This window comes from Paenibacillus sp. FSL R5-0636 (assembly GCF_037974255.1).
GTDB classification, from domain to species: domain Bacteria; phylum Bacillota; class Bacilli; order Paenibacillales; family Paenibacillaceae; genus Paenibacillus_AQ; species Paenibacillus_AQ odorifer.
The window spans coordinates 1-24,386 of the sequence record NZ_CP150232.1 but is presented as its reverse complement, the minus strand read 5'-3'; the positions used below and the strand labels follow the sequence as shown (position 1 = coordinate 24,386).

At 45.6% G+C, this 24,386-nt stretch carries 16 protein-coding genes and 3 rRNA genes; 1 reads left to right on the top strand and 18 read right to left on the bottom strand.

Annotation, left to right across the window (positions count from 1 at the left end):
* Positions 1-126: 126 nt before the first annotated feature.
* From MKX34_RS00095 to gyrA, 12 genes are all read right to left on the bottom strand, one after another.
* Complete coding sequence (locus MKX34_RS00095; RefSeq protein ID WP_076297357.1) at positions 127-1,278, bottom strand: amidohydrolase family protein; 1,152 nt, start codon at positions 1,276-1,278, stop codon at positions 127-129.
* 2 nt (positions 1,279-1,280) lie between these two features.
* Positions 1,281-2,339 carry an aminotransferase class V-fold PLP-dependent enzyme gene (locus tag MKX34_RS00090; protein WP_076273896.1) on the bottom strand — a complete coding sequence of 353 codons (1,059 nt, stop codon included), beginning with the start codon at positions 2,337-2,339 and terminating at the stop codon, positions 1,281-1,283.
* A gap of 21 nt (positions 2,340-2,360) precedes the next feature.
* Positions 2,361-3,110: an ATP-binding cassette domain-containing protein gene (locus tag MKX34_RS00085; protein ID WP_076101048.1), complete on the bottom strand. Its 750-nt coding sequence runs from the start codon at positions 3,108-3,110 to the stop codon at positions 2,361-2,363.
* Complete coding sequence (locus MKX34_RS00080) at positions 3,101-3,868, bottom strand: ABC transporter ATP-binding protein (RefSeq protein WP_256717659.1); 768 nt, start codon at positions 3,866-3,868, stop codon at positions 3,101-3,103. The genes MKX34_RS00085 and MKX34_RS00080 overlap by 10 nt, the downstream gene beginning before the upstream one ends.
* Entirely contained in the window at positions 3,865-4,731 is an 867-nt protein-coding gene (locus tag MKX34_RS00075) for an ABC transporter permease (protein WP_143761395.1), read from the bottom strand. Before MKX34_RS00075 ends, MKX34_RS00080 begins: the two co-directional genes overlap by 4 nt.
* Positions 4,728-5,717 (bottom strand): ABC transporter permease, encoded by a 990-nt coding sequence (locus tag MKX34_RS00070; RefSeq protein WP_076297356.1) that lies wholly within the window; start codon positions 5,715-5,717, stop codon positions 4,728-4,730. The genes MKX34_RS00075 and MKX34_RS00070 overlap by 4 nt, the downstream gene beginning before the upstream one ends.
* Entirely contained in the window at positions 5,714-7,330 is a 1,617-nt protein-coding gene (locus MKX34_RS00065; RefSeq protein ID WP_076273892.1) for an ABC transporter substrate-binding protein, read from the bottom strand. Before MKX34_RS00065 ends, MKX34_RS00070 begins: the two co-directional genes overlap by 4 nt.
* A gap of 154 nt (positions 7,331-7,484) precedes the next feature.
* Positions 7,485-7,601: ribosomal RNA gene (rrf, locus tag MKX34_RS00060) — 5S ribosomal RNA — on the bottom strand.
* A gap of 128 nt (positions 7,602-7,729) precedes the next feature.
* Positions 7,730-10,656 (bottom strand): 23S ribosomal RNA (locus tag MKX34_RS00055).
* A gap of 232 nt (positions 10,657-10,888) precedes the next feature.
* Positions 10,889-12,446: ribosomal RNA gene (locus tag MKX34_RS00050) — 16S ribosomal RNA — on the bottom strand.
* The 16S, 23S and 5S rRNA genes sit together here, the layout of an rRNA operon.
* Positions 12,447-12,826: 380 nt before the next feature.
* Positions 12,827-13,924 (bottom strand): HD-GYP domain-containing protein, encoded by a 1,098-nt coding sequence (locus MKX34_RS00045; RefSeq protein ID WP_038567989.1) that lies wholly within the window; start codon positions 13,922-13,924, stop codon positions 12,827-12,829.
* A 256-nt stretch (positions 13,925-14,180) separates the two neighbouring features.
* Positions 14,181-16,745 carry a DNA gyrase subunit A gene (gyrA, locus tag MKX34_RS00040; RefSeq protein ID WP_036677722.1) on the bottom strand — a complete coding sequence of 855 codons (2,565 nt, stop codon included), beginning with the start codon at positions 16,743-16,745 and terminating at the stop codon, positions 14,181-14,183.
* 356 nt (positions 16,746-17,101) lie between these two features.
* Here gyrA and MKX34_RS00035 point away from each other — a divergent pair, with 356 nt between their 5' ends.
* Positions 17,102-17,977 carry a YheC/YheD family protein gene (locus MKX34_RS00035; RefSeq protein WP_076273001.1) on the top strand — a complete coding sequence of 292 codons (876 nt, stop codon included), beginning with the start codon at positions 17,102-17,104 and terminating at the stop codon, positions 17,975-17,977.
* Positions 17,978-18,057: 80 nt separating this feature from the next.
* Here MKX34_RS00035 and gyrB read toward each other — a convergent pair whose 3' ends face one another.
* From gyrB to dnaA, 6 genes are all read right to left on the bottom strand, one after another.
* The gene (gene gyrB, locus MKX34_RS00030; protein ID WP_036677726.1) at positions 18,058-19,968 is read right to left on the bottom strand and encodes a DNA topoisomerase (ATP-hydrolyzing) subunit B; all 1,911 of its coding nucleotides are present in this window, start codon (positions 19,966-19,968) and stop codon (positions 18,058-18,060) included.
* Between the two features lie 47 nt (positions 19,969-20,015).
* Positions 20,016-20,264 carry an extracellular matrix/biofilm biosynthesis regulator RemA family protein gene (locus MKX34_RS00025; protein WP_036677731.1) on the bottom strand — a complete coding sequence of 83 codons (249 nt, stop codon included), beginning with the start codon at positions 20,262-20,264 and terminating at the stop codon, positions 20,016-20,018.
* 17 nt (positions 20,265-20,281) lie between these two features.
* On the bottom strand, positions 20,282-21,400 hold the full coding sequence (recF, locus tag MKX34_RS00020) for a DNA replication/repair protein RecF (RefSeq protein ID WP_036677733.1): 1,119 nt from the start codon (positions 21,398-21,400) through the stop codon (positions 20,282-20,284).
* Positions 21,401-21,423: 23 nt separating this feature from the next.
* The gene (gene yaaA, locus MKX34_RS00015) at positions 21,424-21,651 is read right to left on the bottom strand and encodes a S4 domain-containing protein YaaA (RefSeq protein WP_036677736.1); all 228 of its coding nucleotides are present in this window, start codon (positions 21,649-21,651) and stop codon (positions 21,424-21,426) included.
* 48 nt (positions 21,652-21,699) lie between these two features.
* Positions 21,700-22,842 (bottom strand): DNA polymerase III subunit beta, encoded by a 1,143-nt coding sequence (gene dnaN / locus MKX34_RS00010; protein ID WP_036677739.1) that lies wholly within the window; start codon positions 22,840-22,842, stop codon positions 21,700-21,702.
* 197 nt (positions 22,843-23,039) lie between these two features.
* Positions 23,040-24,386, bottom strand: a complete 1,347-nt coding sequence (dnaA, locus tag MKX34_RS00005) for a chromosomal replication initiator protein DnaA (protein WP_036677741.1) — start codon at positions 24,384-24,386, stop codon at positions 23,040-23,042.

The following is a 24,386-nucleotide window of genomic DNA, read 5'->3' as shown; positions in this document are numbered from 1 at the left end:
GCATAAAACATCATCTATGTATTATCGTATTATAATAACTACCTCCACTTATCATCTAATTATCTAGAAAGTAAAAAACAACTGCAGAAGACAACAGTTGTTTTTTTAGAAGAAGCTTAGACGATTCTAGATTAATTCCGCTTCCTTCGCTCCAGTAATTACGTCAACGATATTGTTTCGAAGGGCATCTGCATCGTGCGCTTCGTATGGATCCACTTTGAAAACAACAGCATCTGCAATAAAGCCTTCTGCAATTTGCCCCAGCTCGTTACCACTCCCCAGAATATCAGCAGCACTTTTAGTCGCAGCCTGCCACGCTTCTCTCCGAGTTAAGCCATAATCAATCAATGTATCCAGTTCTTGAAGGTTATAGCCATGTAGTGCAGGTGTGGCATAATCTGTACCGAATCCAATACGAACGCCTTCTCTTTTTGCATAATGAATGGCCTTGGAATGACATTCGGCAGCGCGGGCAGCTCGGTCGCAAATGATCGGGTTTAACGCTAGAACGCCTTTTGGGTCTGCAGCAATACGATAAATTGATGTGGTGGGCACAAACGCTACCCCCGAGTTAGCAAGTCTTCCTGCCTGATCCTCAGTTAAAAACATCCCATGCTCTATTGATTCCACGCCGGCCTGGATGGACCAGTCTATCGTCACTCCACCCCAGGTATGAACCAGTACCTTCTTATCATGGGCATGTGCATTACGAACAATGAACGCGAACTCTTCTTCGGAAAAGATCGGGTCAACGACTTTCTCGGTAGGTGCTCCAAGCCCGCCTGTGGCCATGATTTTTATCCAACCCGCTCCTGTAGCAAAGATTTCCGCCATTCGTTGTTCTAAATGCTTGAGACCACGGGCATCTGCTGCTCCAATCATATCGCTACTGGTCTGCACTCTTAATGGATGCTGATATTGCTGAACAAGATGCTGCACTGTGCTCGGCAGAATCCCACCTGCATCACGGGCAGTCGTTACACCCGTCCTAAGAGTAGCTTCAAAAGCTTGTGCCTGCATAATTTCGATCTGGTTGGCATCGCGCTTCAATTGATCAGAGTGGTCAAAATCTGTCCAAGCTAAATGCGTATGAAGATCAATAATACCCGGACTTAGCCACAGATCTGTTCCTGCAAGATTTGACTCCACTTGATGCGGCTCCGCTTCAGTAATGGATGAAAAACGACCATCCTTTATCACGACATCAAAACGTCTGCCTTCGATACCTGCTATAAAAATATCATTGAACGTTTGCAGCTCTGGATGCTTAAGGATCATCTTCATTCCCCCCATGCCAGCCGAACAGCTGCTAATGCCTGAACAGGGTCTTGTTTCAACAGTTCGGCAAGCGTGGATATAGCCTTCTCCACACTTTGCCGCTCAGCATTCGTTCCAAAATGGTTGATCCGCAGAAGATGGCCAAATAATTCTCCGTCTCCGGGAGCCACAATGCCTATAGGCTGCTCAATCCGCAACTCTTGCTTTTCAGAAATCCGCACCGTTGTAGTCAGCGTAGAATAATGTCTGCTGTCCTTTTGCCAAGGCTCAAGCCCCAAGGATTTAATACCAGCTACAGCAGCTGCTGCGGCTCGCTCATGGCGTTTGATTACTTGATCCAATCCTTCTTCTTCAATTCGTGTCAAAGCTTGAATCAAGGCTCTAGCCTCCAGCGTAGGAATGTTTGGGGCAACCCGCAGTGGCGCGGCGTCTCCCAGTGATGGTTTCAGATCCAGCAAGGATAAAATAGAATTGCGTGGAGCATTTTCATTCGACTCAAGAAATTCCCAGCCACGTGGAGAAATACTTACGGCACTAACACCGTTGGGTCCAGCTAAGGCTTTTTGCGCACCTATAACTGCAAAATCAACGGACCATTCATCCACCAGCAGGGCCTCTCCCCCAACCGCAGATACGGAGTCCGACACAGTAATAAGATTGAACTCTTTTGCAATTTTAAATATTTCTTTAGCAGGATTAGAGCCTCCAGTAACCACTTCAGCTTGAACAAAAGAAAGGGCACAGGGTTTAAACTCCTTAATCGCGGAAGCAACTTGGTCGCTAGTGACCACTTCATCAAAAGGAACCTTTACTTCAACAACCGTTGCTCCACCCCGCTCAAGCCATTTTCCAAATAAACTTCCATAGGGACCTGTTACTATATTTACAATGGTTCGACCAGGTGCAGCTATTCCGGTGGCTACCGCCTCGATTCCAAGGATTGCCTCAGCCGGGATGATAACTGGAGGGTGCTCAGTAAACAAAACTTTGGAAATTAAATGTGTTAGCTTATTGTACTCAGCCAGTGAAAGTGGCACGTATCCTTTATGTTCTCGGTTCATAAGAAAACCTCCTGATGTACTTTATTTTGGCATTTTCGGAACCGCTGACAACAGCTCATAACTGTATTCATGTTTAGGACGGATGAAGAATTGGTCCCGCGGACTCTGCTCCACGAGCTTTCCTTGCCGCATAACTGCTACCGTATCACTAATTGCATTGATTACACCTAGATCATGAGAAATAAAAAGCATGGTGAGATTAAGCTCAGCCTTCAGCGTATTAAACAGTTCGAGCACACTAAGCTGCACAGATACATCCAACGCACTTGTAGGTTCATCCGCGATCAGGATGTTTGGCTCAACACTTAATGCACGAGCGATCGCTATCCGTTGACGCTGGCCGCCGGAAAATTCATGTGGGAATTTGTCTAAGACCTTCTGTTCTAAATGAACTTGATTCAAAAGCTCTTTGCATCTTTGTTCAACACCTGTACGCCCCACTATTTTATGAAACAATAAGGGCTCGGAAAGAATTTGCCTAATCGAATGTTTAGGATTTAGCGAAGCATCTGGATTTTGGAATATCATCTGGATTGTTTTGTGCTGCTCACGGCTTCTTTTCTTTTTTAATTCTTGGGTACCCAACAGAATCTGCCCCTCATTTGGGGCAATCAGTCCAGCAATTACTCGCGCCAGCGTAGATTTCCCTGATCCGGATTCTCCAACAAGCCCAAGGGTGGTGTGCTGCTCAAGATTCAGATTGATGCGATCCAGTGCAGTAAAGCCGCCATAATGAACAGTTAAATCTTTTATTTGCAAGGCTAATTCCATGAGTCTCTACTCCCTTCAAGCTCTGGCAAAGGAAGCACCGAATCAATCAGCATCTGTGTGTAAGGGTCTTTCGGATTTTGCAAAATATCAAGGGTATTGCCCTGCTCAACAATCTGTCCCTGTTTCATTACACATAGCCGTGAACACAAGTTTGCTGCAATCGCTAGGTTATGCGTAACAAATACCATGGCAAAACTGAGCTCATGCTGGAGGCTCGTGATCGTCTCAATAATTTGCCGTTGAACCGTGACGTCCAGCGCCGTTGTCGGTTCATCACAGAGAAGTATGCCTGGCTTGCACGCCAGTGCCAGAGCGATGACTACCCGTTGACACTGACCGCCTGACAGCTGACTCGGATACCGGTCCTTTTTCTTCAATGAATCGGGGAGACCAAGCCTTTCGAGCAGTTCCAGTGCAATTACCCGCGAGGTCTTACGGCTTACTCTCTGTCTGTAATACACAACTTCAGCCAGTTGTTTGACAACCGTACAGAGCGGATCAAGCGCACCTCTTGGATCTTGAAATACCATTGCACTGCTTACGGCACTTTTAATGGTGCCACCAGTCTGTTCAACACCATTTGGAAGCAAGCCTAAAATTGCACGCAGTGTAAGTGATTTTCCTGATCCCGATTCACCTACTAATCCCAGACTCTCCCCTTTACCCAGCGAAAAACTAACATTATTGACCAATCTCTCATTTGACTTAGCTGCCAGCGATAGCGCCTCTATTTCTAAAATGGGTTGTATAGACATCATTTTTTCCTCCATATGTCTGCCAAACCATCACCTAGGAGCGACAAAGCTATCCCCGTATACACCACTGCAAATCCCGGCACGGCCGAGAGCCACCAAGCTGTAGTGATGAAGGGCTGTCCATCTGAAATCATTGTCCCCCAGTCAGGAGTTGGCGGTGTAATGCCGATACCAAGATACCCGAGCGTAACAATGGCAACAAGCAATCCAATCATATCTGTCATAAGGACGACCACGGCTTGCGGAAGTACATTAGGCAGGAGATGACGTAAAATAATTTTCACTCCAGGTAGCCCTAAGGTTTGAGCGGATGCCACCCATTCCTGATTGCGAAAAGAAGCACTAAGACCTCTGACGACACGGGCAAAGACAATCCATCCTACAAAGATAAAAGTAATATAAATGCCTCGTTCTCCTGCTCCACTAGCAAAAGCAACGATAATAACGATCAGATAAAAAGGAAAGGCGATGAATGTATCTGACAACAGCGTAATAACTGTATCGATCCATTTGCCGTAATATCCTGCCAGCATTCCTAGAAATACACCTGTGCAAAAGGGAATGATTTCTGCCAAGACCATGATTTTCAAATCAGTCCTCGCTGCGTAGATCAGTCTAGTAAACAAATCACGCCCTAACTGATCAGTTCCCAACCAATGTTCGGCTGACGGAGGCTGTAAAAAGGCACTCAAATTTTGCTCAGAGGGGCCATAAGGACTTATATAAGGTATAAACACAGTCAAGAGAATAAGAGCTGCAAACATAATAATTCCCACTAGAAGTGAAGGGGTATTCCATATTCGCTTTAAGCCGCTTGTTATCTTACCGTCTTCATACAATCGCGAGTCTAGTCTTATAGTTTTCATTGTTTTCCTTTCGTTCTGGGATCGAGCCACCAGGAAATGATTTCAATCAAGAGACTGATGATCACAACAGATAGCGCACAGTAAAGTGCTATTCCTTGAATAACCGGAAAGTCCCGTTTCGAAATTGAAGTGAACAATAAGCTGCCAATTCCCTTAATTCCAAATACCTGCTCAACGACCAAGGTGCCTCCGATTAAATAAGAAATATTCACACCCAGCAGCATTAGCGTAGGAAGAGCAGAGTTGCGCAGCACATGTTTAAATAAAATAACCCTGTTTGGTATGCCCGCAACCTTAAGGGTGACTACAAAATCCGATTCTAACACTTCAAGCATCTGCGCTCTTAATGAACGAACAAGCGTAGGAACCTGTGAAAAAGCAACAGTGATTGCTGGAAGTGCAAGACTATGCAAGGTTCCGACCCACCCTTCACTTACTCCCCCAACAGGGAACCAGCCAAGCCGGACACTAAAGAGCAAAATTAAAAGTAAGCCAACCCAGAAGATTGGCATACCTAGAGTAATTGTAGGAAAAATACGTATCAAATGGTCCAGCAGTTTATCCTTATGCGTAGCGGCTACCGTAGCGAGCAGAAGAGATACAAAAATCGCCAACACACAAGCCATCACGATGAGCAGCAAAGTAACAGGGGCCCGTTGTGTAATCAACTCTCTTGTTGATGTCCCCATAATAATGGAGTTTCCAGTATCTCCTCGAGTAAACAGCGTCTTCACAAATCGGATGAATTGCTCCCATAAAGGGAGGTCCAGCCCAAGAGTATGATGCATACTCTTGAGCGCCTCAGGGGTGCTGTATTCTCCCAAAATCATTTTTGCTGGATCTCCCGGCACGATTCTAATGATGAAAAAGACTGCTATCATTACACAGAAGATCACTGCCAATGCTTTTATAAGAGATATCACAAGCCAGTTATAAGAACCCTTGCTTTCTTTCGGTTGATTTAACGCCTGCTTAAGATTCATCATTGGCTGATGCGGACATCTTCGAAACGGGCACTGCCGTTCGGTAGAACAACGAGACCGTCAACTGAAGAACGAATACCTTTTAAAACATCTGGATAGTAAAGCGGAATATACGGAACTTCATCAGCAAGGGTCTGCAGCAGCTTAGTATAGATTTGTGCACGTTCATCGCCATCCGCAGTTTTTTGTCCCTCATATAGAAGCTTCGTAACTTCATTATTTGTATAATGCGTCCAATATGATTTGCTGAAGCCTTCCGGATCAGTTTGGAAAGCAATAATTGAGTTCGCTTCAGGGGAATCCGCCTGACCGCTGTTCAGCATTGCCGCAAAATCATATGCGAAGAAACGTTCACGGAAAGTGGCAAGTTCAATCGATTCAATCTCAATCTTAATCCCGATCGTTTGACCCGCTGCCTGAATAATTTGTGCCTCTTGAGCTCTTGTGCTATTACCGGATGCTACAAGTAATTTGGTAGTGAAGCCATTAGGGAAGGCAGATTTTGCAAGCTCCTCCTTGGCTTCTTCGATATTAAAGTTCAGTGCTTTGATTGTATCATTTGCGTTATAAGGAATCGTTGTTGGCAGCAATGAGTTTGCTGTTTGTGCATAACCAAAGGTTAGCGCCTTGGTCAAGCCCTCACGATCAAGCGCCAGCGCCAGAGCGCGACGGACATGCACATCAGAAAAATGTTCATCCAACGTATTAAAGAACAATTGCTCTGTCACCCAACTACCGTTAGTAACTACTTTAGTGTCAGCCCCAGCTTTAATCTCATTGGCATTTTGCAGAGCCAAAGATTCAATAGCATTAACTTCTCCAGCCTTCAGCTGGTTAATCGCTTGGCTGTCATCTTCAATCAGCTTATAAACAAGCTTATCAATATAGGGTTTACCTTCTTGCCAGTAGAATGTATTCTTAGTGAAGGTCAGATCACCTGCAGTGTCCCATGTTTCAACAACAAAAGGTCCCGTACCGATTGGTTTCTTGAAGAATTCTTCTTCGGATACTCCACCGAAATTGTTAGGAAGGATACCATTTGAGAAATTAGATAGCTCCGAGATAAATGGTGTATAAGGCTCTCTAAGTGTAATAACAAGCGTTTTGTTATCTTGCGCTTTGATTGTGTCGACCTTTGCAGATATTGCCAGCGGGCCGCCTACCTTCAAGTGCCGCTCAAGAGAGAATACAGCATCTTCTGCAGTCACATCCGTACCATTGGAAAACTTCAAACCATCACGAAGCTTGAATGTATACGTCAGACCATCTTCACTGATAGTATGTGACTTAGCAAGCCAATCTACAATTTCACCTTCGCTGTCAAAAGCGACTAATGATTCAAAGACTTTGTCGATTGCAAAAGCATTGTTGGACGTAATCTGATTATGCAAATCCAGCGAAGTTACAGAAGCAGGTCGTCCATAGACGAAAGTCCCTCCCGTTGCAGGTTCTGCAGTTTGAGGACTTTGAGTTGCCGGACTCGCACTTTCCTGTGCCTCTTTATTTGAATCAGCCTTATTATTAGACCCCGAGCACCCTGCAATTAACATCAATAGCAAAACTGCTATTGCCCCCAACAGAATCGGTTTCTTAATAGATACACTAAAGTATGACATAATTTGCTCCCCCTATAATTCTTATATGTTTAGTATGAATTGTATTATGGGTTAAACACTGTAGTCTGTCAAACATAATTTAATTTGCAACAATCCTAAAGTAAATATACATAACAAAAAGACCACTGTCGATTACTCAACAGTGGTCTTGTGTGCTTGGCAACGTCCTACTCTCCCAGGACCCTTCGGTCCAAGTACCATCGGCGCTGGAGGGCTTAACGGTCGTGTTCGGGATGGGTACGCGTGGAACCCCTCCGCTATCGCTACCAAACATGCGTCTGTGAAACAGACGCTGCCGCGTGAAATTCGGTTCATCACCAGCAGTGACAATGAATTTCTAAGCGTATTTCAGGCTTGATGCCTGAAAACTGAATCCGAAACGAATCTGCATTCTAAGTATAGGATAAGCCCTCGACCGATTAGTATTGGTCAGCTCCATGCATTGCTGCACTTCCACCTCCAACCTATCTACCTCGTCGTCTTCAAGGGGTCTTACTAATTGGGAAATCTCATCTTGAGGGGGGCTTCACGCTTAGATGCTTTCAGCGCTTATCCCGTCCGTACGTAGCTACCCAGCCATGCTCCTGGCGGAACAACTGGTGCACCAGCGGTACGTCCATCCCGGTCCTCTCGTACTAAGGACAGCTCCTCTCAAATTTCCTGCGCCCACGACAGATAGGGACCGAACTGTCTCACGACGTTCTGAACCCAGCTCGCGTACCGCTTTAATGGGCGAACAGCCCAACCCTTGGGACCTACTTCAGCCCCAGGATGCGATGAGCCGACATCGAGGTGCCAAACCTCCCCGTCGATGTGGACTCTTGGGGGAGATAAGCCTGTTATCCCCAGGGTAGCTTTTATCCGTTGAGCGATGGCCCTTCCATGCGGTACCACCGGATCACTAAGTCCGACTTTCGTCCCTGCTCGACTTGTAGGTCTCGCAGTCAAGCTCCCTTATGCCTTTGCACTCTGCGAATGATTTCCAACCATTCTGAGGGAACCTTGGAACGCCTCCGTTACTCTTTAGGAGGCGACCGCCCCAGTCAAACTGCCCGCCTGACACGGTCCCCGTACCCGATAAGGGCACTAGGTTAGAACCTAGATACGATCAGGGTGGTATCCCAACGGCGCCTCCACCGAAGCTTGCGCTCCGATTTCTACGGCTCCCACCTATCCTGTACAGATCGTACCCAAATTCAATATCAAGCTGCAGTAAAGCTCCATGGGGTCTTTCCGTCTTGTCGCGGGTAACCTGCATCTTCACAGGTATTAAAATTTCACCGGATCTCTCGTTGAGACAGCGCCCAAGTCGTTACGCCATTCGTGCGGGTCAGAATTTACCTGACAAGGAATTTCGCTACCTTAGGACCGTTATAGTTACGGCCGCCGTTTACTGGGGCTTCGGTTCATAGCTTCGGGTTACCCCTAACCACTCCCCTTAACCTTCCAGCACCGGGCAGGCGTCAGCCCGTATACTTCGCCTTGCGGCTTCGCACAGACCTGTGTTTTTGCTAAACAGTCGCTTGGGCCTTTTCACTGCGGCCCCCTCGTGCTATTCACACTACCGGGGCACCCCTTCTCCCGAAGTTACGGGGTCATTTTGCCGAGTTCCTTAACGAGAGTTCTTCCGCGCGCCTTAGAATTCTCTTCTCGCCTACCTGTGTCGGTTTGCGGTACGGGCACCTTCTCCTGGCTAGAGGCTTTTCTTGGCAGTGTGAGATCATGACCTTCGCTACTATAATTTTCGCTCCCCATCACAGCCCAGCCTTAATGATGTGCGGATTTGCCTACACATCAGCCTCACTGCTTAGACGGACATCCATCAGTCCGCGTCACTACCCTCCTGCGTCACCCCATCGCTCATAGCGGATTACGGTGGTACAGTAATTTCAAACTGTTGTCCTTCGACTACGCCTTTCGGCCTCGCCTTAGGTCCCGACTTACCCTGAGCGGACGAGCCTTCCTCAGGAAACCTTGGGCTTTCGGCGGATCAGATTCTCACTGATCTTTTCGTTACTCATACCGGCATTCTCACTTGTGTAGTGTCCAGCGCTCTTTTCAGTACACCTTCAACCCCTACACAACGCTCCCCTACCCCAGATACATACGTATCTAGCCATAGCTTCGGTGGTGTGTTTAGCCCCGTTACATTTTCGGCGCAGAGTCACTCGACCAGTGAGCTATTACGCACTCTTTCAATGGTGGCTGCTTCTAAGCCAACATCCTGGTTGTCTGTGCAACTCCACATCCTTTCCCACTTAACACACACTTGGGGACCTTAGCTGATGGTCTGGGCTGTTTCCCTTTTGACAATGGATCTTAGCACTCACTGTCTGACTCCCGGCAATAAGTATATGGCATTCGGAGTTTGACTGAGCTTGGTAATCCTTGCGGACCCCGCACCCAATCAGTGCTCTACCTCCACTACTCTTATACCGAGGCTAGCCCTAAAGCTATTTCGGGGAGAACCAGCTATCTCCGAGTTCGATTGGAATTTCTCCGCTACCCCCACCTCATCCCCGCACTTTTCAACGTACGTGGGTTCGGGCCTCCAGTGCGTGTTACCGCACCTTCACCCTGGACAGGGGTAGATCACACGGTTTCGGGTCTACGTCCACATACTCATTCGCCCTATTCAGACTCGCTTTCGCTGCGGCTCCACCTTCTCGGCTTAACCTTGCATGTTAAACGTAACTCGCCGGTTCATTCTACAAAAGGCACGCCATCACCCATAGATCGGGCTCTGACTTTTTGTAAGCACACGGTTTCAGGTTCTATTTCACTCCCCTTCCGGGGTGCTTTTCACCTTTCCCTCACGGTACTGTTTCACTATCGGTCGCCAGGTAGTATTTAGCCTTAGCAGATGGTCCTGCTGGATTCATACGGGGTTTCACGTGCCCCGCACTACTCGGGATCCGTCTCGGAGAGAATACAGTTTAGGTTACAGGGCTTTTACCTCTATCGCGGGCCTTTCCAGACCTCTTCACCTACCATATTCCTTTGTAACTCCATGTGAGACGTCCCACAACCCCAAGAGGCAAGCCCCTTGGTTTAGGCTGTTCCGCGTTCGCTCGCCGCTACTGACGGAATCACTATTGTTTTCTCTTCCTCAGGGTACTTAGATGTTTCAGTTCCCCTGGTCTGCCTCTACATTTCCTATGTATTCAGAAATGAGTAACTGCGAATTACCACAGCTGGGTTTCCCCATTCGGACACCCCCGGATCAAAGCTTGCTTACAGCTCCCCGAGGCAGTTTCGTTGTTCGCCACGTCCTTCGTCGGCTCCTGGCGCCTAGGCATCCTCCGTGTGCTCTTATTAGCTTAACCTTGATTCTTCCGAAGAAAAATCTCACTAATAACATTTACTTGTTTGCACAAGTTGCTAAAAGATGTTCTAAAACGCAAATTCGTTTCGGTATCCAGTTTTCAAGGATCAAGTCTTACTTGAGAGCTTAAACTCTCAAAACTGAGCAACGAGTGAGTAACAGGCCTAAACCTGAGTTTTGGAAGCTAAGCTTCCGATTTGAATGTTCTCATTGCAGAGAACGATTCTCCATAGAAAGGAGGTGATCCAGCCGCACCTTCCGATACGGCTACCTTGTTACGACTTCACCCCAATCATCTACCCCACCTTCGGCGGCTGGCTCCCTTGCGGGTTACCCCACCGACTTCGGGTGTTGTAAACTCTCGTGGTGTGACGGGCGGTGTGTACAAGACCCGGGAACGTATTCACCGCGGCATGCTGATCCGCGATTACTAGCAATTCCGACTTCATGCAGGCGAGTTGCAGCCTGCAATCCGAACTGAGACCGGCTTTGATGGGATTGGCTCCACCTCGCGGCTTCGCTTCCCGTTGTACCGGCCATTGTAGTACGTGTGTAGCCCAGGTCATAAGGGGCATGATGATTTGACGTCATCCCCACCTTCCTCCGGTTTGTCACCGGCAGTCACTCTAGAGTGCCCAGCATTACCTGCTGGCAACTAAAGTTAAGGGTTGCGCTCGTTGCGGGACTTAACCCAACATCTCACGACACGAGCTGACGACAACCATGCACCACCTGTCTCCTCTGTCCCGAAGGCCGCTGCTATCTCTAGCAGATTCAGAGGGATGTCAAGACCTGGTAAGGTTCTTCGCGTTGCTTCGAATTAAACCACATACTCCACTGCTTGTGCGGGTCCCCGTCAATTCCTTTGAGTTTCAGTCTTGCGACCGTACTCCCCAGGCGGAGTGCTTACTGTGTTAACTTCGGCACCAAGGGTATCGAAACCCCTAACACCTAGCACTCATCGTTTACGGCGTGGACTACCAGGGTATCTAATCCTGTTTGCTCCCCACGCTTTCGCGCCTCAGCGTCAGTTACAGCCCAGAAAGTCGCCTTCGCCACTGGTGTTCCTCCACATATCTACGCATTTCACCGCTACACGTGGAATTCCACTTTCCTCTTCTGTACTCAAGCCACCCAGTTTCCAGTGCGACCTCAGGTTGAGCCCAAGGTTTAAACACCAGACTTAAATAGCCGCCTGCGCGCGCTTTACGCCCAATAATTCCGGACAACGCTTGCCCCCTACGTATTACCGCGGCTGCTGGCACGTAGTTAGCCGGGGCTTTCTTCTCAGGTACCGTCACTCCGGTAGCAGTTACTCTACCGGACGTTCTTCCCTGGCAACAGAGCTTTACGATCCGAAAACCTTCATCACTCACGCGGCGTTGCTCCGTCAGGCTTTCGCCCATTGCGGAAGATTCCCTACTGCTGCCTCCCGTAGGAGTCTGGGCCGTGTCTCAGTCCCAGTGTGGCCGTTCACCCTCTCAGGTCGGCTACGCATCGTCGCCTTGGTGGGCCGTTACCCCACCAACTAGCTAATGCGCCGCAGGCCCATCCCTCAGTGACAGATTGCTCCGTCTTTCATTCTTCTCTCAGGAGAAAAAAGAAATTATCCGGTATTAGCTACCGTTTCCGGTAGTTATCCCAGTCTGAAGGGCAGGTTGCCTACGTGTTACTCACCCGTCCGCCGCTAAGTCATTTTGAAAGCAAGCTTTCAAAATGACTCCGCTCGACTTGCATGTATTAGGCACGCCGCCAGCGTTCGTCCTGAGCCAGGATCAAACTCTCCAATTAGTATTGAAAAGAGCGATATGCTCATTTTGAAACATCTGACGAGAAAATTAATTCTCTAATTTTGGATATCACTTGCGTGATTTCCTACTCACTCGTTGTTCAGTTTTCAAAGATCAAGTTCTCGTTGGCGCCGTTTAATGTCTCAGCAGCAACTCTTATACTATATCATGTTCGGCTATTTAATGTCAAGCTCTTTTTTCAACTTCTTTTTCGAGCTCGGCATGTGTATTTCTTGGCCGGACTTAGAATATATCATGTATAGAGAAGCATTGCAAGTCTTTTTTTGAAATATAATAGATAAATGAGAGACTGTGCTGCCATAAGCCTCAATACTGCGATATATAATGGCTAGCACAGCCTTATTCCCTTGTAACTACCCCCTAAGCAATGATCTCTTGAATATACAATTCACGTTCCAACATCAAGTTAACTATCGTATCTTCAATTTTAACCATCGGACGTGTAGGGTTTGCGCGATCAGTGAAGATAATCTCCCCATGACGGCCATCACTTAATTTGATTCTAGTGCCATTAAAGAGATCAGTGCTCTTCTGTATAAACGTCTGCACAATCACTGGGTCAAGCTTACCGAAGCTTTCTGTCAGAATCTGCTCTAGTACCAAATAAGGAGACTGTGCTCTTCTGTAGGCTCTTTCTAAGGTCATAGCATGGAATATATCTGCTACTGCGACTACTTTAGCGTAGAAATGAATCTGACTGCCATCCAGCTTCAATGGATAACCAGAGCCATCAACCTTCTCATGATGCTGCAAGGCGGCAAGTCTTACCCCTTCATTAATCGCTGTAACATTGCGTAATAATTGATAACCATATGTAGTGTGTCGGCGAACCTCTTCTATTTCACTATTGTTAAGCGACTCCGGTTTCTGTAAAAGTGAGCTGTCTACTTTAGCATTGCCGATATCATGTAATAATCCCGCAAAAGCAATCTGCATCCAATCCTTTTGTGGGTACCCACACCACTGAGCGATTTTATAGGAGGTCAACGCGGACAACACAGCATTGTGATAGTTGTAATCCTCATATTTTAAAGTACGCGGTGTAAACTTCAAGACATGATAATCCTTTAAATAACCTATTAGTGTCTCTAACTGACTGCGCAGCTCAAAAATAGGAAGTGAAGCTGCCGTTACCGATCGATAGCTGTTCTTAATAAGAGTGAGCAGTTTATCGTATTCATCATGTAGAGGAGAATTAGTCTTGGCCAACATCGATTCGTTGATAATGGCTCCAGCTTTAGGGGAAGCTTGCTTAGCTGTTGTTTTGGCTCCATCCGAACTCGCCTCACCTTGGTCACCTTCGATTTCCACTTGCCCAATCAAAAAAGCCTGTAAAATATCTAGATCACGAGGGAGCAATATTTTTCCCTTAGTGAATAAAGTCCCCCCTAAAGGTGTAATTACATCCTTTATTATCTTTGAGCCTGCTTTAACTTCTCCAACCAATATATTTGGCATATACTCAGCCCCTTAATTTCTATAAGCCGTACACCCAGCATTACCTCACATTGATAAGACAGATAATTTCTGAGAAATTAGTACTTTATAGGATTCTATTGGCTAATTATAGTACGGAAAAATGGAAGACACTAGTGCAGTGAAAACTATTCTTTCAAAATATTTATTTTATTTTATGAAGCATCGGTCATTCAAAAAGCAGCAAAAAGAGCAAGAACTTCTGGAATAGAAGCCCTTGCTCTTTTTTGAATTCAACCTATTCTAAGTCAGTGTCTTCGTCCTCAGTCAGAATCTCAGGCTGATCAATATCGCCAGATTCCTCGACTGTATCTTGCCCATCCAGGCCTTCTTGCCCTTCCAAGCCTTCCAGACCTTCCACTTCCTCAGATTCATCCTCTTCGTTCTTGTCAGCTCTACACAGGGTAGCTACTGCGTCATCCTCGCGGATGTTAATCAGCTTAACCCCTTGAGCATAACGGCCCATAGTAGAGATTCCATCCATGCTGGTACGAATCAGGGTACCGCTAGTCGTAATGATCATTAAGTCTTCATCCTTCTTAACGACCTTAAGACCCACTACAGGACCATTCTTATCTGTGAGATTAATGGTCTTGATCCCTTTACCACCACGAGTCTGGGAACGATAATCACCGGCTGGTGTCCGTTTACCATAACCCTTGGTAGTAACAATCAGAACCTCAAGCTCTTTATCGACACAGTCCATACCAATGACATGGTCATTACCGTCAAGCGTAATGCCCTTAACGCCAGTCGCGCTACGTCCCATAGAACGCACATCATTCTCTGAGAACGTAATCGACATTCCGCGAGCTGTACCGATAATGAGATTTTGCTGTCCATCAGTCAGCTTAACCTCGATCAGGGAATCTTCTTCACGAAGATTAATAGCAATAAGACCGCCTTTACGGATGTTGTTATAATCCCCAAGAGGCGTCTTCTTCACGATACCCTCGCGGGTAGCAAAGAATAAATATTTGTCGCTATCGCCATCTTCCACTTGGATTACCGCACTAATCTTCTCACCTTGTTCGATTTGAATCAGGTTGATGATTGGTGTCCCCCGGGCTGTACGGCCCAATTCTGGGATCTCATAAGCTTTAATCCGGTAAACTTTACCCTTATCGGTAAAGAACATCAGATAGTTATGAGAGTTACTCACGAAGAGATGCTCCACAAAATCCTGGTCCTTGGTGTCCATCCCCATGACTCCGCGACCTCCGCGCTTCTGACTGCGGTAGGTGCTGACAGGTAGACGTTTGATATATCCTGTATGTGTAATAGTGATAACAACCTCTTCACGTGGAATAAGGTCTTCATCCAGGATACTTTCTTCACCAACCGTAATCTCTGTCCGGCGTTCATCAGAATATCTATCACGGATATCCTGCAGCTCGTTGCTGATGATTTCCAGTACAAGATGCTCGTTAGCCAGAATTTCACGGTACTCTGCAATTTTAACGATCAATTCGTTATATTCATTCTCGATCTTTTCCCGTTCCAGACCGGTCAGACGTTGCATCCGCATATCGAGGATAGCCTGAGCCTGCTCTAAACTGAGGCTAAAGGTGCTCATTAATCCTTCGCGGGCTATATCAGTTGTCCGCGAAGCACGGATTAACGCAATCACTTCATCCAGATGATCAAGCGCAATGCGCAAACCTTCTAAGATATGAGCGCGTGCTTCAGCTTTTTTAAGATCAAATATAGTACGACGACGAATAACTTCAATCTGGTGCTGCAAATAATGATAAAGCACATCACGCAGATTAAGAATTTTCGGCTCGTTATTTACGATGGCAAGCATGTTGATCCCAAATGTGGATTGCATAGAAGTATGTTTATATAGATTGTTTAATACTACATTTGGATTAACATCGCGTCTCATCTCAACAACTACACGCATACCGTTACGGTCAGACTCATCTCGAAGATCCGTTATACCTTCGATCCGTTTCTCACGTACTAATTCTGCGATTTTCTCAACCAATCTTGCTTTGTTAACCTGATATGGAAGCTCATGCACAATGATGCGAGCCTTGCCGTTGTTCTCTTCGATCGTTGCCTTCGCACGCATGGTTACTGAACCACGCCCCGTACGATAAGCCTGACGAATGCCCTCACGACCCAAAATATATCCAGCCGTAGGGAAATCCGGACCTTGGATAAACTCCATCAATTCCATTGGCGTGATATCAGGATTCTTAATCATCGCCTGCACACCATCGATAACTTCACCAAGGTTATGCGGTGGAATATTAGTAGCCATACCTACAGCAATACCAGATACCCCATTTACGAGCAGATTCGGATAACGGGCTGGCAATACAACCGGCTCATTCTCTTCACCATCATAGTTGGGTGCGAAGTCAACTGTCTCTTTGTTCAAATCACGAAGCATTTCGCCTGCAATCTTGGAAAGACGGGCTTCTGTGTACCGCATCGCCGCGGCCATATCACCATCAATCGAACCAAAGTTCCCGTGACCGTCTACAAGCATATAGCGCATCGAGAAATCCTGAGCCATCCGTACCATTGTTTCATAGACAGCTGAGTCACCGTGAGGGTGGTACTTACCGATAACCTCACCAACGATTCTTGCAGATTTCTTATGAGGCTTATCCGCAGACATTCCAAGCTCCGACATCGCAAACAAAATGCGTCGGTGAACCGGCTTGAGTCCGTCCCGCACATCTGGCAAAGCCCGGCTAACAATGATGCTCATTGCGTAATCCATAAAGGATTCACGCATTTCCACGCCAATGTCCCGATCTTTGACTTGTGGGTTATTTTGTTCAGCCATGAGTTGCTGGACCTCCTTCAGTTAAAAAACCGCTACCCTTAATTATATTACTTTCACAAAAGTAGCACAATTAAACATGATAGCCTTTTATCTTCTAATATTGATTTCTTTTTGCGCTTATCAGGGTATTTGCCCTTTCCGCAAATATCTTTACTACATAGACTGTAAAGACAAGAAACACGGTTTTATTATCCTAATATCGTTCGATAAGGCATAACCCCATATCCTTATATTATACCATTGTTTAGGTAGCTTGTCCTGATTTTCAGCTGTCAAAGATTATGCTGCCACTGCATTTTTTACAACAAGGAACCCAAAGGACCTATTCCTGCACAAAACTCATAAGGAGGAAGATAATGAAGATTCAACGCGTCCCAAGCAAATGGGCTAAAACGAAAGTCATCCTTCAAAATCACTCTCTATTGCAATATGTGCCTGATACCCGTAAATTCGATGTCAATGCTCTTAAGGAAATGCTTGCGTTATATACAATGGTCTATATTAAGCCTGATCGGGGAAGTTATGGTATCGGTGTAATGAGAGCTGAGCAGCGTACTGTAACTCTTAGCACTAGCAAACAGAAAGCTGAACACGGTACCGACATCGATAACGTTAATAAAGAAGAGCCCGAAGAACAGATCTTGTATATTTTAAGATATGGGAAGACTGCGGAAGTGTTTTTCTCACCAGAAGAGCTGTATGAGAACTTACAGAAACGAATTCAGAATCGAACCTATTTGATTCAAAAAGGGATTGACCTTCTGCGTCATCAAGACCGCCCTTTTGATCTTCGGGTTCTTACCCAAAAGACTCCATCAGGAGTATGGGAAACAACAGGAATGCTTGGAAGAGTAGCTGCCCCTCAAAAAATCGTCACCAATTATCACAGTGGAGGCAGTATCCTTTCCGTAAGTACTCTACTAAAAAATTATATGCCGCCCTCTGAAGTCCTAGTTACGATCAATCACCTAAAAGCTTTGGGTATACAAATCGCGACACAGCTTCAATCTGCCTATCCAGGAATCAAAGAGATTGGTCTGGATATTGCCATGGATCAACATCTGGATATGTGGCTGCTGGAAGTCAACACTCTTCCGTCCATTGCTGTATTCAAATTATTTCCTGATAAATCAATCTATCGTAAAATACATCGCTATGCCGTAGCCTATGGACGTGTAAAAGCAAGAAAATCCCCTTATTCGACCCGCAATAAACAATCTACAAGAGCCTAAAAAGAAGCTTGAAATCAAAGAACCTCCAGCGTTCTCATTCCGTTAGGAATAGAAGCCGGAGGTTGTATTAAATATTGTTCTTACACATCAAGGTATCTAACGTTCTTGGCATGCTCATGGATAAAGTCACGTCTTGGTTCAACATTGTCACCCATAAGTGTATCAAAAATACTATCTGCCAGCATCGCATCTTCAATCGTAACCTGGAGCATCATACGGGTCTCAGGGTCCATCGTTGTGTCCCAAAGTTGGGTTGCATTCATCTCTCCCAAACCTTTGTAACGTTGGACGTTAACCTTAGCATTTTCTCCAAAAGAAGCGATAATATCATCGCGTTCCTTCTCGCTGCCTGCGTAGCGGATAACCTTATTGCGCTCAATCTTAAAGAGAGGAGGCTGTGCAATATAGATATAACCCGCGTCTACTAGCTTCCGCATGTAACGATAGAAGAACGTTAGTAATAGCGTTCTAATATGGGCTCCATCGACGTCGGCATCGGTCATAATAACGACTTTATGGTAGCGAGCCTTCGATAAGTCAAAGTCATCGCTGATCCCTGTGCCCAAAGCCGTAATGATGGCGCGAATCTCGGCGTTAGATAAAATACGGTCAAGCCGAGCTTTTTCAACGTTTAGGATCTTACCACGCAACGGTAGAATCGCTTGGAAATGGCGATCCCGGCCTTGCTTAGCCGATCCACCCGCTGAGTCACCTTCGACGATGTATAGTTCGCTGATCGAGGCATCCTTGGATGAACAGTCGGCGAGTTTACCAGGCAGAGCACTGACTTCAAGCGCACTCTTCCGACGGGTTAACTCACGTGCCTTACGGGCAGCTTCTCGTGCGCGTGAAGCGGAAAGTGATTTCTCAAGAACGCGACGTGATACTGCTGGGTTTTCTTCCAGGAACTCTTGTAATTTTTCTCCGAACAGTGATTCTACGATACCCCGCACTTCACTATTTCCGAGCTTAGTTTTCGTTTGACCTTCGAATTGTGGATCTGGAATTTTGACAGAAATAATGGCTGTCAATCCTTCACGCACGTCATCACCAGTCAGATTCGAATTGCTATCCTTCAGTACTCCCGCTTTACGAGCATAATCGTTGATGATACGGGTCAGCGCACTTTTAAAGCCGGATTCATGCGTTCCGCCCTCATGCGTATTAATATTATTCGCAAAAGAGTAGATGTTCTCAGTATACGAATCGTTATATTGGAGAGCCACTTCAACTTGGATCATATCGCGTGAGCCTTCCACGTAGATCGGATCCTCATGTAGTGCTTCTTTTTTCTCATTCAAATATTTCACATATTCAACGATACCACCCTCGTATTTGAACACGTTGGTGACATCCGTCCGCTCATCATGAAGCGAAAGCTCGATTCCTTTGTTAAGAAAAGCTAGCTCCCGAATACGAGTAAGCAGTGTCGAATATTCAAAAACTGTGGTTTCCGTAAATATTTCAGGATCCGGATGAAAGGTTGTAGTCGTTCCTGTCTCATCTGAATCGCCAACAATTTTGATATCATACTGCGGTGCACCGCGTCTATATTCCTGTTGGTAGATATGACCGTCACGTTTGACCTTAACAAGGACCTTTTCAGACAAGGCATTTACTACAGAGATACCCACACCATGCAAACCACCGGAAACTTTATATCCGCCACCGCCGAATTTACCGCCTGCATGCAGCACGGTCATTACGACTTCAAGCGTCGACTTCTTAAGCTTTACATTCTCACCTACAGGTATGCCACGTCCATTATCGATAACAGTGATCGCGTTATCCTCATGTATAATCACTTGAATCCGGTCACAATAACCTGCGAGTGCCTCATCGATACTATTATCGACGACCTCCCATACCAAGTGATGGAGACCTTTAGAACTAGTCGAACCAATATACATGCCCGGACGTTTCCGAACCGCTTCCAGCCCTTCCAGTACCTGAATCTGGCTCTCATCATATGTCGGTTGATTCATTGACATGCCTTCACCTACTTCTTTCTGATTATCTCTTTGTTACCAAATGCAAGTTATATTTCGAGCAAAATTTTGGCTCTTTTTTTAAGAGTGGAGGAGGAAATGGGGGAGTAATACACGATATTTTTAGTTACGACAATAGATTTTGCTTCCTCTTCGCCAATCCGCTCAAGCTTCTTATCCTGCTCAGAGTGAATAACGAATTGCTTAGATACCTTGGAAGATTTCTCAATCGAAATATCAAATATAGCAATTAACTCCGAAGACCTAATGATCTTCTCCCCGCCCAAATGAATATACATGATCGTCCTCCGCTCTTTTATAACTCAACTTTTCCATCATGAACATGAAATAGGCTGGCGCCCTTTAATTTATCGGCATTCAGACCCTCAATTCCGGTAGCGGTAATGAATGTCTGTACCTTGCTTTGAAAGGTTTCAATAAGCTGGGTCTGGCGGTAAGGATCAAGCTCGGATAAAACATCATCAAGAAGCAGCACAGGATATTCTCCGATTTCTTCATGGATCAGCTCGATTTCCGCCAGCTTAAGCGATAAAGCCGTGGTACGCTGCTGTCCTTGAGAACCGTAGACCTGAGCTTCCCTTCCGTTGATAAAAAAGGACAGGTCATCCCGATGGGGACCCGTCAGCGTCATGCCGCGCCTGATTTCTTGTTCTCTCGTTTGTGATAACTTTAACATAAAATTGTCTAATAAGACAGCTTCATCTTCCTCATCCCGATCGCCGAAAGAGGGGACATAGAGCAATTTCAGTTCTTCTCCGCCGTTCGTAATCCCCCGGTGAATGCTTTCAGCCCATATTTGCAGCTTCTTTATGAATTGTTTCCTTTTTTTGACGATTTTAACACCATGCTCTACAAGTTGAGCATCCCAGATTTCCAGAAGCTCTTTCCCTGCAGCCTCTTTTCCCCATAATTGCTTTAAGAGATTACCTCTTTGCAAGAGAATTTTTTGATACTGCTGTAGGTGAAATAGATAACTAGGCTGGACTTGGCCGATCTCCATATCAAGAAAACGTCGTCTGATACCAGGGGTCCCTTTTACAATCTCTAAATCTTCCGGTGCAAACATGACCACATTCAGAGATCCAACAAACTCACTAAGGCGCCGCTGCTCCAAGCCATTGATCTTGGCTTTTTTACCTTTGGCAGACAGGGTGAGCTCCAGCTTGAGATCGCCATACTTTCGTTCTACCTCGGCAACGATCTGAGCTGCATCTCCGGGGGCATCGAAGGAGATAAGTTCGCGGTCCTTAGAGGTACGGTGGCTTTTGGTCATCGCCAGGACGAACAATGCCTCCATGAGGTTTGTTTTGCCTTGGGCGTTCTGACCCAGAATCAGATTCACATCGCCCAGGCTCTCCAGACGCAGCAGCCCGTAATTCCGATAATGCTGCAGACCGATATTTTTAACAAACACGAAATGGTTCCTCCCCTAGCGTACTACTCTTTTACTCCTCCGCCTTCAACCTCAAAGGTCCCGTTATCCTGCACTTCGATTTTGTCACCCGGATAAAGTTTTCTTCCGCGCCGTTCCTCTACCTCTCCGTTGACCAGTACGTGACCTTCCTGCAATAAAGCTTTGGCCATTCCACCTGTGGATACACAATCTGCGAGTTTCAGAAATTGGTCCAGCTTAATGTATCCACTGTGGATAAGTATTTTTTTCATGGTTTTTATCCTTTCAGCCACTTATCCACATGTTCATGAATGTTGGCATTAATTTGTTGTACGGTAAGGCAAAATGATATACAAGCTATTGGTTTGGTCAAGTGGTTTCAAAATGATTGGACTCATCATCCCTGTAAATGCAATAACGAGCTGTTCACTCTCTATGACCTTTAATACATCAAGCATATATTTCGAGTTAAAAGATATTTTGAGAGGTTCACCTTTGAAATCAATGACTTCAAGTTCCTCGCGAACCTTACCCAGCTCTGATGAGCTTGAAGAAATTTCAATACCGCCTTGATCAAGCGTCTGCATACGAACAATATTTGTTTTTTCTTCCCGGGACAGCAAATAAGCACGATCAATCGATTCGCTTAATTTTTTTGTATCTAAAGTTAGTTCTGTTTTGTAGGTTGTTGGAATAATTCTAGAAGTATCAGGATAAATCCCATCAAGGATCCGTGAATAAAACAGTACTTTGTCGATTTTGAAGAGAACTTGATTATCCGCAACGACAATATCAACCAGCATATTTTGGTCAGGGATAATTTTGCTGAGCTCATTAAGGGTTTTACCGGCAATAACAATATTTCCGAAATTGACATTTTCCGTGCCTTCAAGTTTAGCAGCTCTTGTTGCCAAGCGGTGACGGTCAGTCGCTGTAAACTTAAACTCATTGTCGCTCAGATTCCATAGTATACCCGTTAATATCGGAGTTGTCTCTTGGGTAGAAATAGAAAAGGCTGTTTGTTTAATCATATTTTTCAGCAAATCACCTGGTAGAGAGATCGTGTCATTCTCTTCAATGCTCGGCAACACTGGGAATTCTTCAGGGTCTAAACCTACCATCTGAATCTCAGTGGATCCGGAAGAAATGTACGTTTGGAATCCTTCTTTTACTTCCATGTGGATTTCTTTGGAGGGCAGCTTCTTAATAATCTCGACGAAAAATTTAGCGGGAAGAACAACACTTCCTGGCTGATCTATCTTCACGATGGTGTGGCTGTCATTCTCTGCTGGAATAAACGATTGAATAGAAATATCGGTATCACTTGCAGTTAATGTGACGCCTTGATGGCTAACTTCCAGTTTAATACCGGTCAAAATAGGGATTGTTGTTCTGCTGGATATAGCTTTGGATACGTGTTGAATGGATTCGTTGAGCTCATTTTTAAGAATGCTTATTTTCATGATTTCACTCCTAGCTGAAAAATTGGGAATTTCGATGGATTTGAGTCTGTTAATTACGCGTCTTTACATGATGAATTATTATAGTTATTTAATAGTATTAGTAGTAGGGGCGACGAATATGTGGATAACCCCACCAAACAGCATAAAATTAAGCCTACCCACATGTGTATAGATTGTGTATAGGCTCTTTGTTCCTCTTAGGAAGGATTTTTAATTTTCTCCGCAAGATTATTTACCACTTTGTACAACTCCTGATCGACCTTTAATGCCTGTGTAATTTTATCGTGCGCATGAATGACGGTCGTATGGTCACGTCCTCCGAAAGCCTCACCAATCTTAGGCAGTGAATAATCCGTTAGTTCACGGGATAGATACATTGCGATTTGACGTGGAAACGCTACGGCTTTGGTTCTTTTGCGTGCTTTGAAGTCTTCAAGGCGCAAATTGTAGTATTCTCCGACTTTTTGCTGAATATCAGCGATGGTGATCATCTTGGGACGACTGGAAGGAATAATATCCTTGAGCGCTTCAGCTGCCAAATGAGTGGTAACATCCTGGTTGGTAAGCGAAGAATAAGCAACTACCCGGATTAATGCACCCTCAAGCTCACGAATATTGGTGTCAATCTGGTTGGCAATATACATCATGGCCTCATTAGGGATATCAAGGTTCTCTGCCTTAGCCTTTTTGCGTAAAATCGCAATCCGGGTCTCCAGATCTGGTGGTTGAATATCCGTAATCAAGCCCCATTCGAACCGGGAACGCAGCCGTTCTTCCAGTGTGGGAATTTCCTTTGGTGGTCGGTCGCTGGAGATGATAATTTGCTTGCGTTCTTCGTGGAGCGCATTGAAAGTATGGAAAAACTCCTCCTGTGTAGACTCTTTTCCAGCGAGGAATTGAATGTCGTCGATAAGCAAAATGTCAACATTACGATACTTGTTACGGAAGCTTTCACCGCGGTTATCACGGATCGAATTGATAAATTCATTCGTGAATTTCTCAGACGAGATGTAAATTACCTTGTTATTTGGGTTATGTTCCAGGACATAGTGCCCAATTGCGTGCATCAAATGGGTTTTGCCCAGACCTACACCACCGTATAAAAACAAGGGATTGTATGCTTTGGCTGGTGCTTCGGCCACTGCCAGTGAGGCTGCATGCGCAAAGCGGTTCCCAGAGCCGATTACAAAGGTGTCAAAAGTGTACTTTGGATTAAGCAGATGCGTTTGTGCTTCTTCTCTTGATACTACGGGAGTCGGAGCGGATTGCTGAACCACAAGCTCAGGCGGCTTGCTTTCTTCAATCACGAATTTTACATCCACTTGTTTCCCTGTGACTTCGTAGACGGTTGCTCCTACCAGTTTGGTGTAACGACTTTCCAGCCATTCTACAGCAAACGTTGTAGGTGCCGAGATAATGAGAACCTGGGAGTTGAAGGTTATCGCTTTAGTAGCCTTAAACCAGGTATCAAAGCTCGGCTTGCTTAATTTGGTTTGAATAATCGATAAAATTTGCTGCCATAATTCGGAAGTATGGCTGTCCAC

Coding starts and splice junctions, on each gene's coding strand:
- MKX34_RS00065 (WP_076273892.1), bottom strand. CDS start 7,330: ATGTCATACTTTAGTGTATCTATTAAGAAACCGATTCTGTTGGGGGCA.
- MKX34_RS00045 (WP_038567989.1), bottom strand. CDS start 13,924: ATGCCAAATATATTGGTTGGAGAAGTTAAAGCAGGCTCAAAGATAATA.
- MKX34_RS00025 (WP_036677731.1), bottom strand. CDS start 20,264: ATGTATATTCATTTGGGCGGGGAGAAGATCATTAGGTCTTCGGAGTTA.
- MKX34_RS00090 (WP_076273896.1), bottom strand. CDS start 2,339: ATGAACCGAGAACATAAAGGATACGTGCCACTTTCACTGGCTGAGTAC.
- MKX34_RS00075 (WP_143761395.1), bottom strand. CDS start 4,731: ATGAAAACTATAAGACTAGACTCGCGATTGTATGAAGACGGTAAGATA.
- MKX34_RS00085 (WP_076101048.1), bottom strand. CDS start 3,110: ATGGAATTAGCCTTGCAAATAAAAGATTTAACTGTTCATTATGGCGGC.
- yaaA (WP_036677736.1), bottom strand. CDS start 21,651: ATGAAAAAAATACTTATCCACAGTGGATACATTAAGCTGGACCAATTT.
- dnaN (WP_036677739.1), bottom strand. CDS start 22,842: ATGAAAATAAGCATTCTTAAAAATGAGCTCAACGAATCCATTCAACAC.
- MKX34_RS00035 (WP_076273001.1), top strand. CDS start 17,102: ATGAAGATTCAACGCGTCCCAAGCAAATGGGCTAAAACGAAAGTCATC.
- gyrA (WP_036677722.1), bottom strand. CDS start 16,745: ATGGCTGAACAAAATAACCCACAAGTCAAAGATCGGGACATTGGCGTG.
- MKX34_RS00080 (WP_256717659.1), bottom strand. CDS start 3,868: ATGATGTCTATACAACCCATTTTAGAAATAGAGGCGCTATCGCTGGCA.
- MKX34_RS00070 (WP_076297356.1), bottom strand. CDS start 5,717: ATGATGAATCTTAAGCAGGCGTTAAATCAACCGAAAGAAAGCAAGGGT.
- gyrB (WP_036677726.1), bottom strand. CDS start 19,968: ATGTCAATGAATCAACCGACATATGATGAGAGCCAGATTCAGGTACTG.
- MKX34_RS00095 (WP_076297357.1), bottom strand. CDS start 1,278: ATGATCCTTAAGCATCCAGAGCTGCAAACGTTCAATGATATTTTTATA.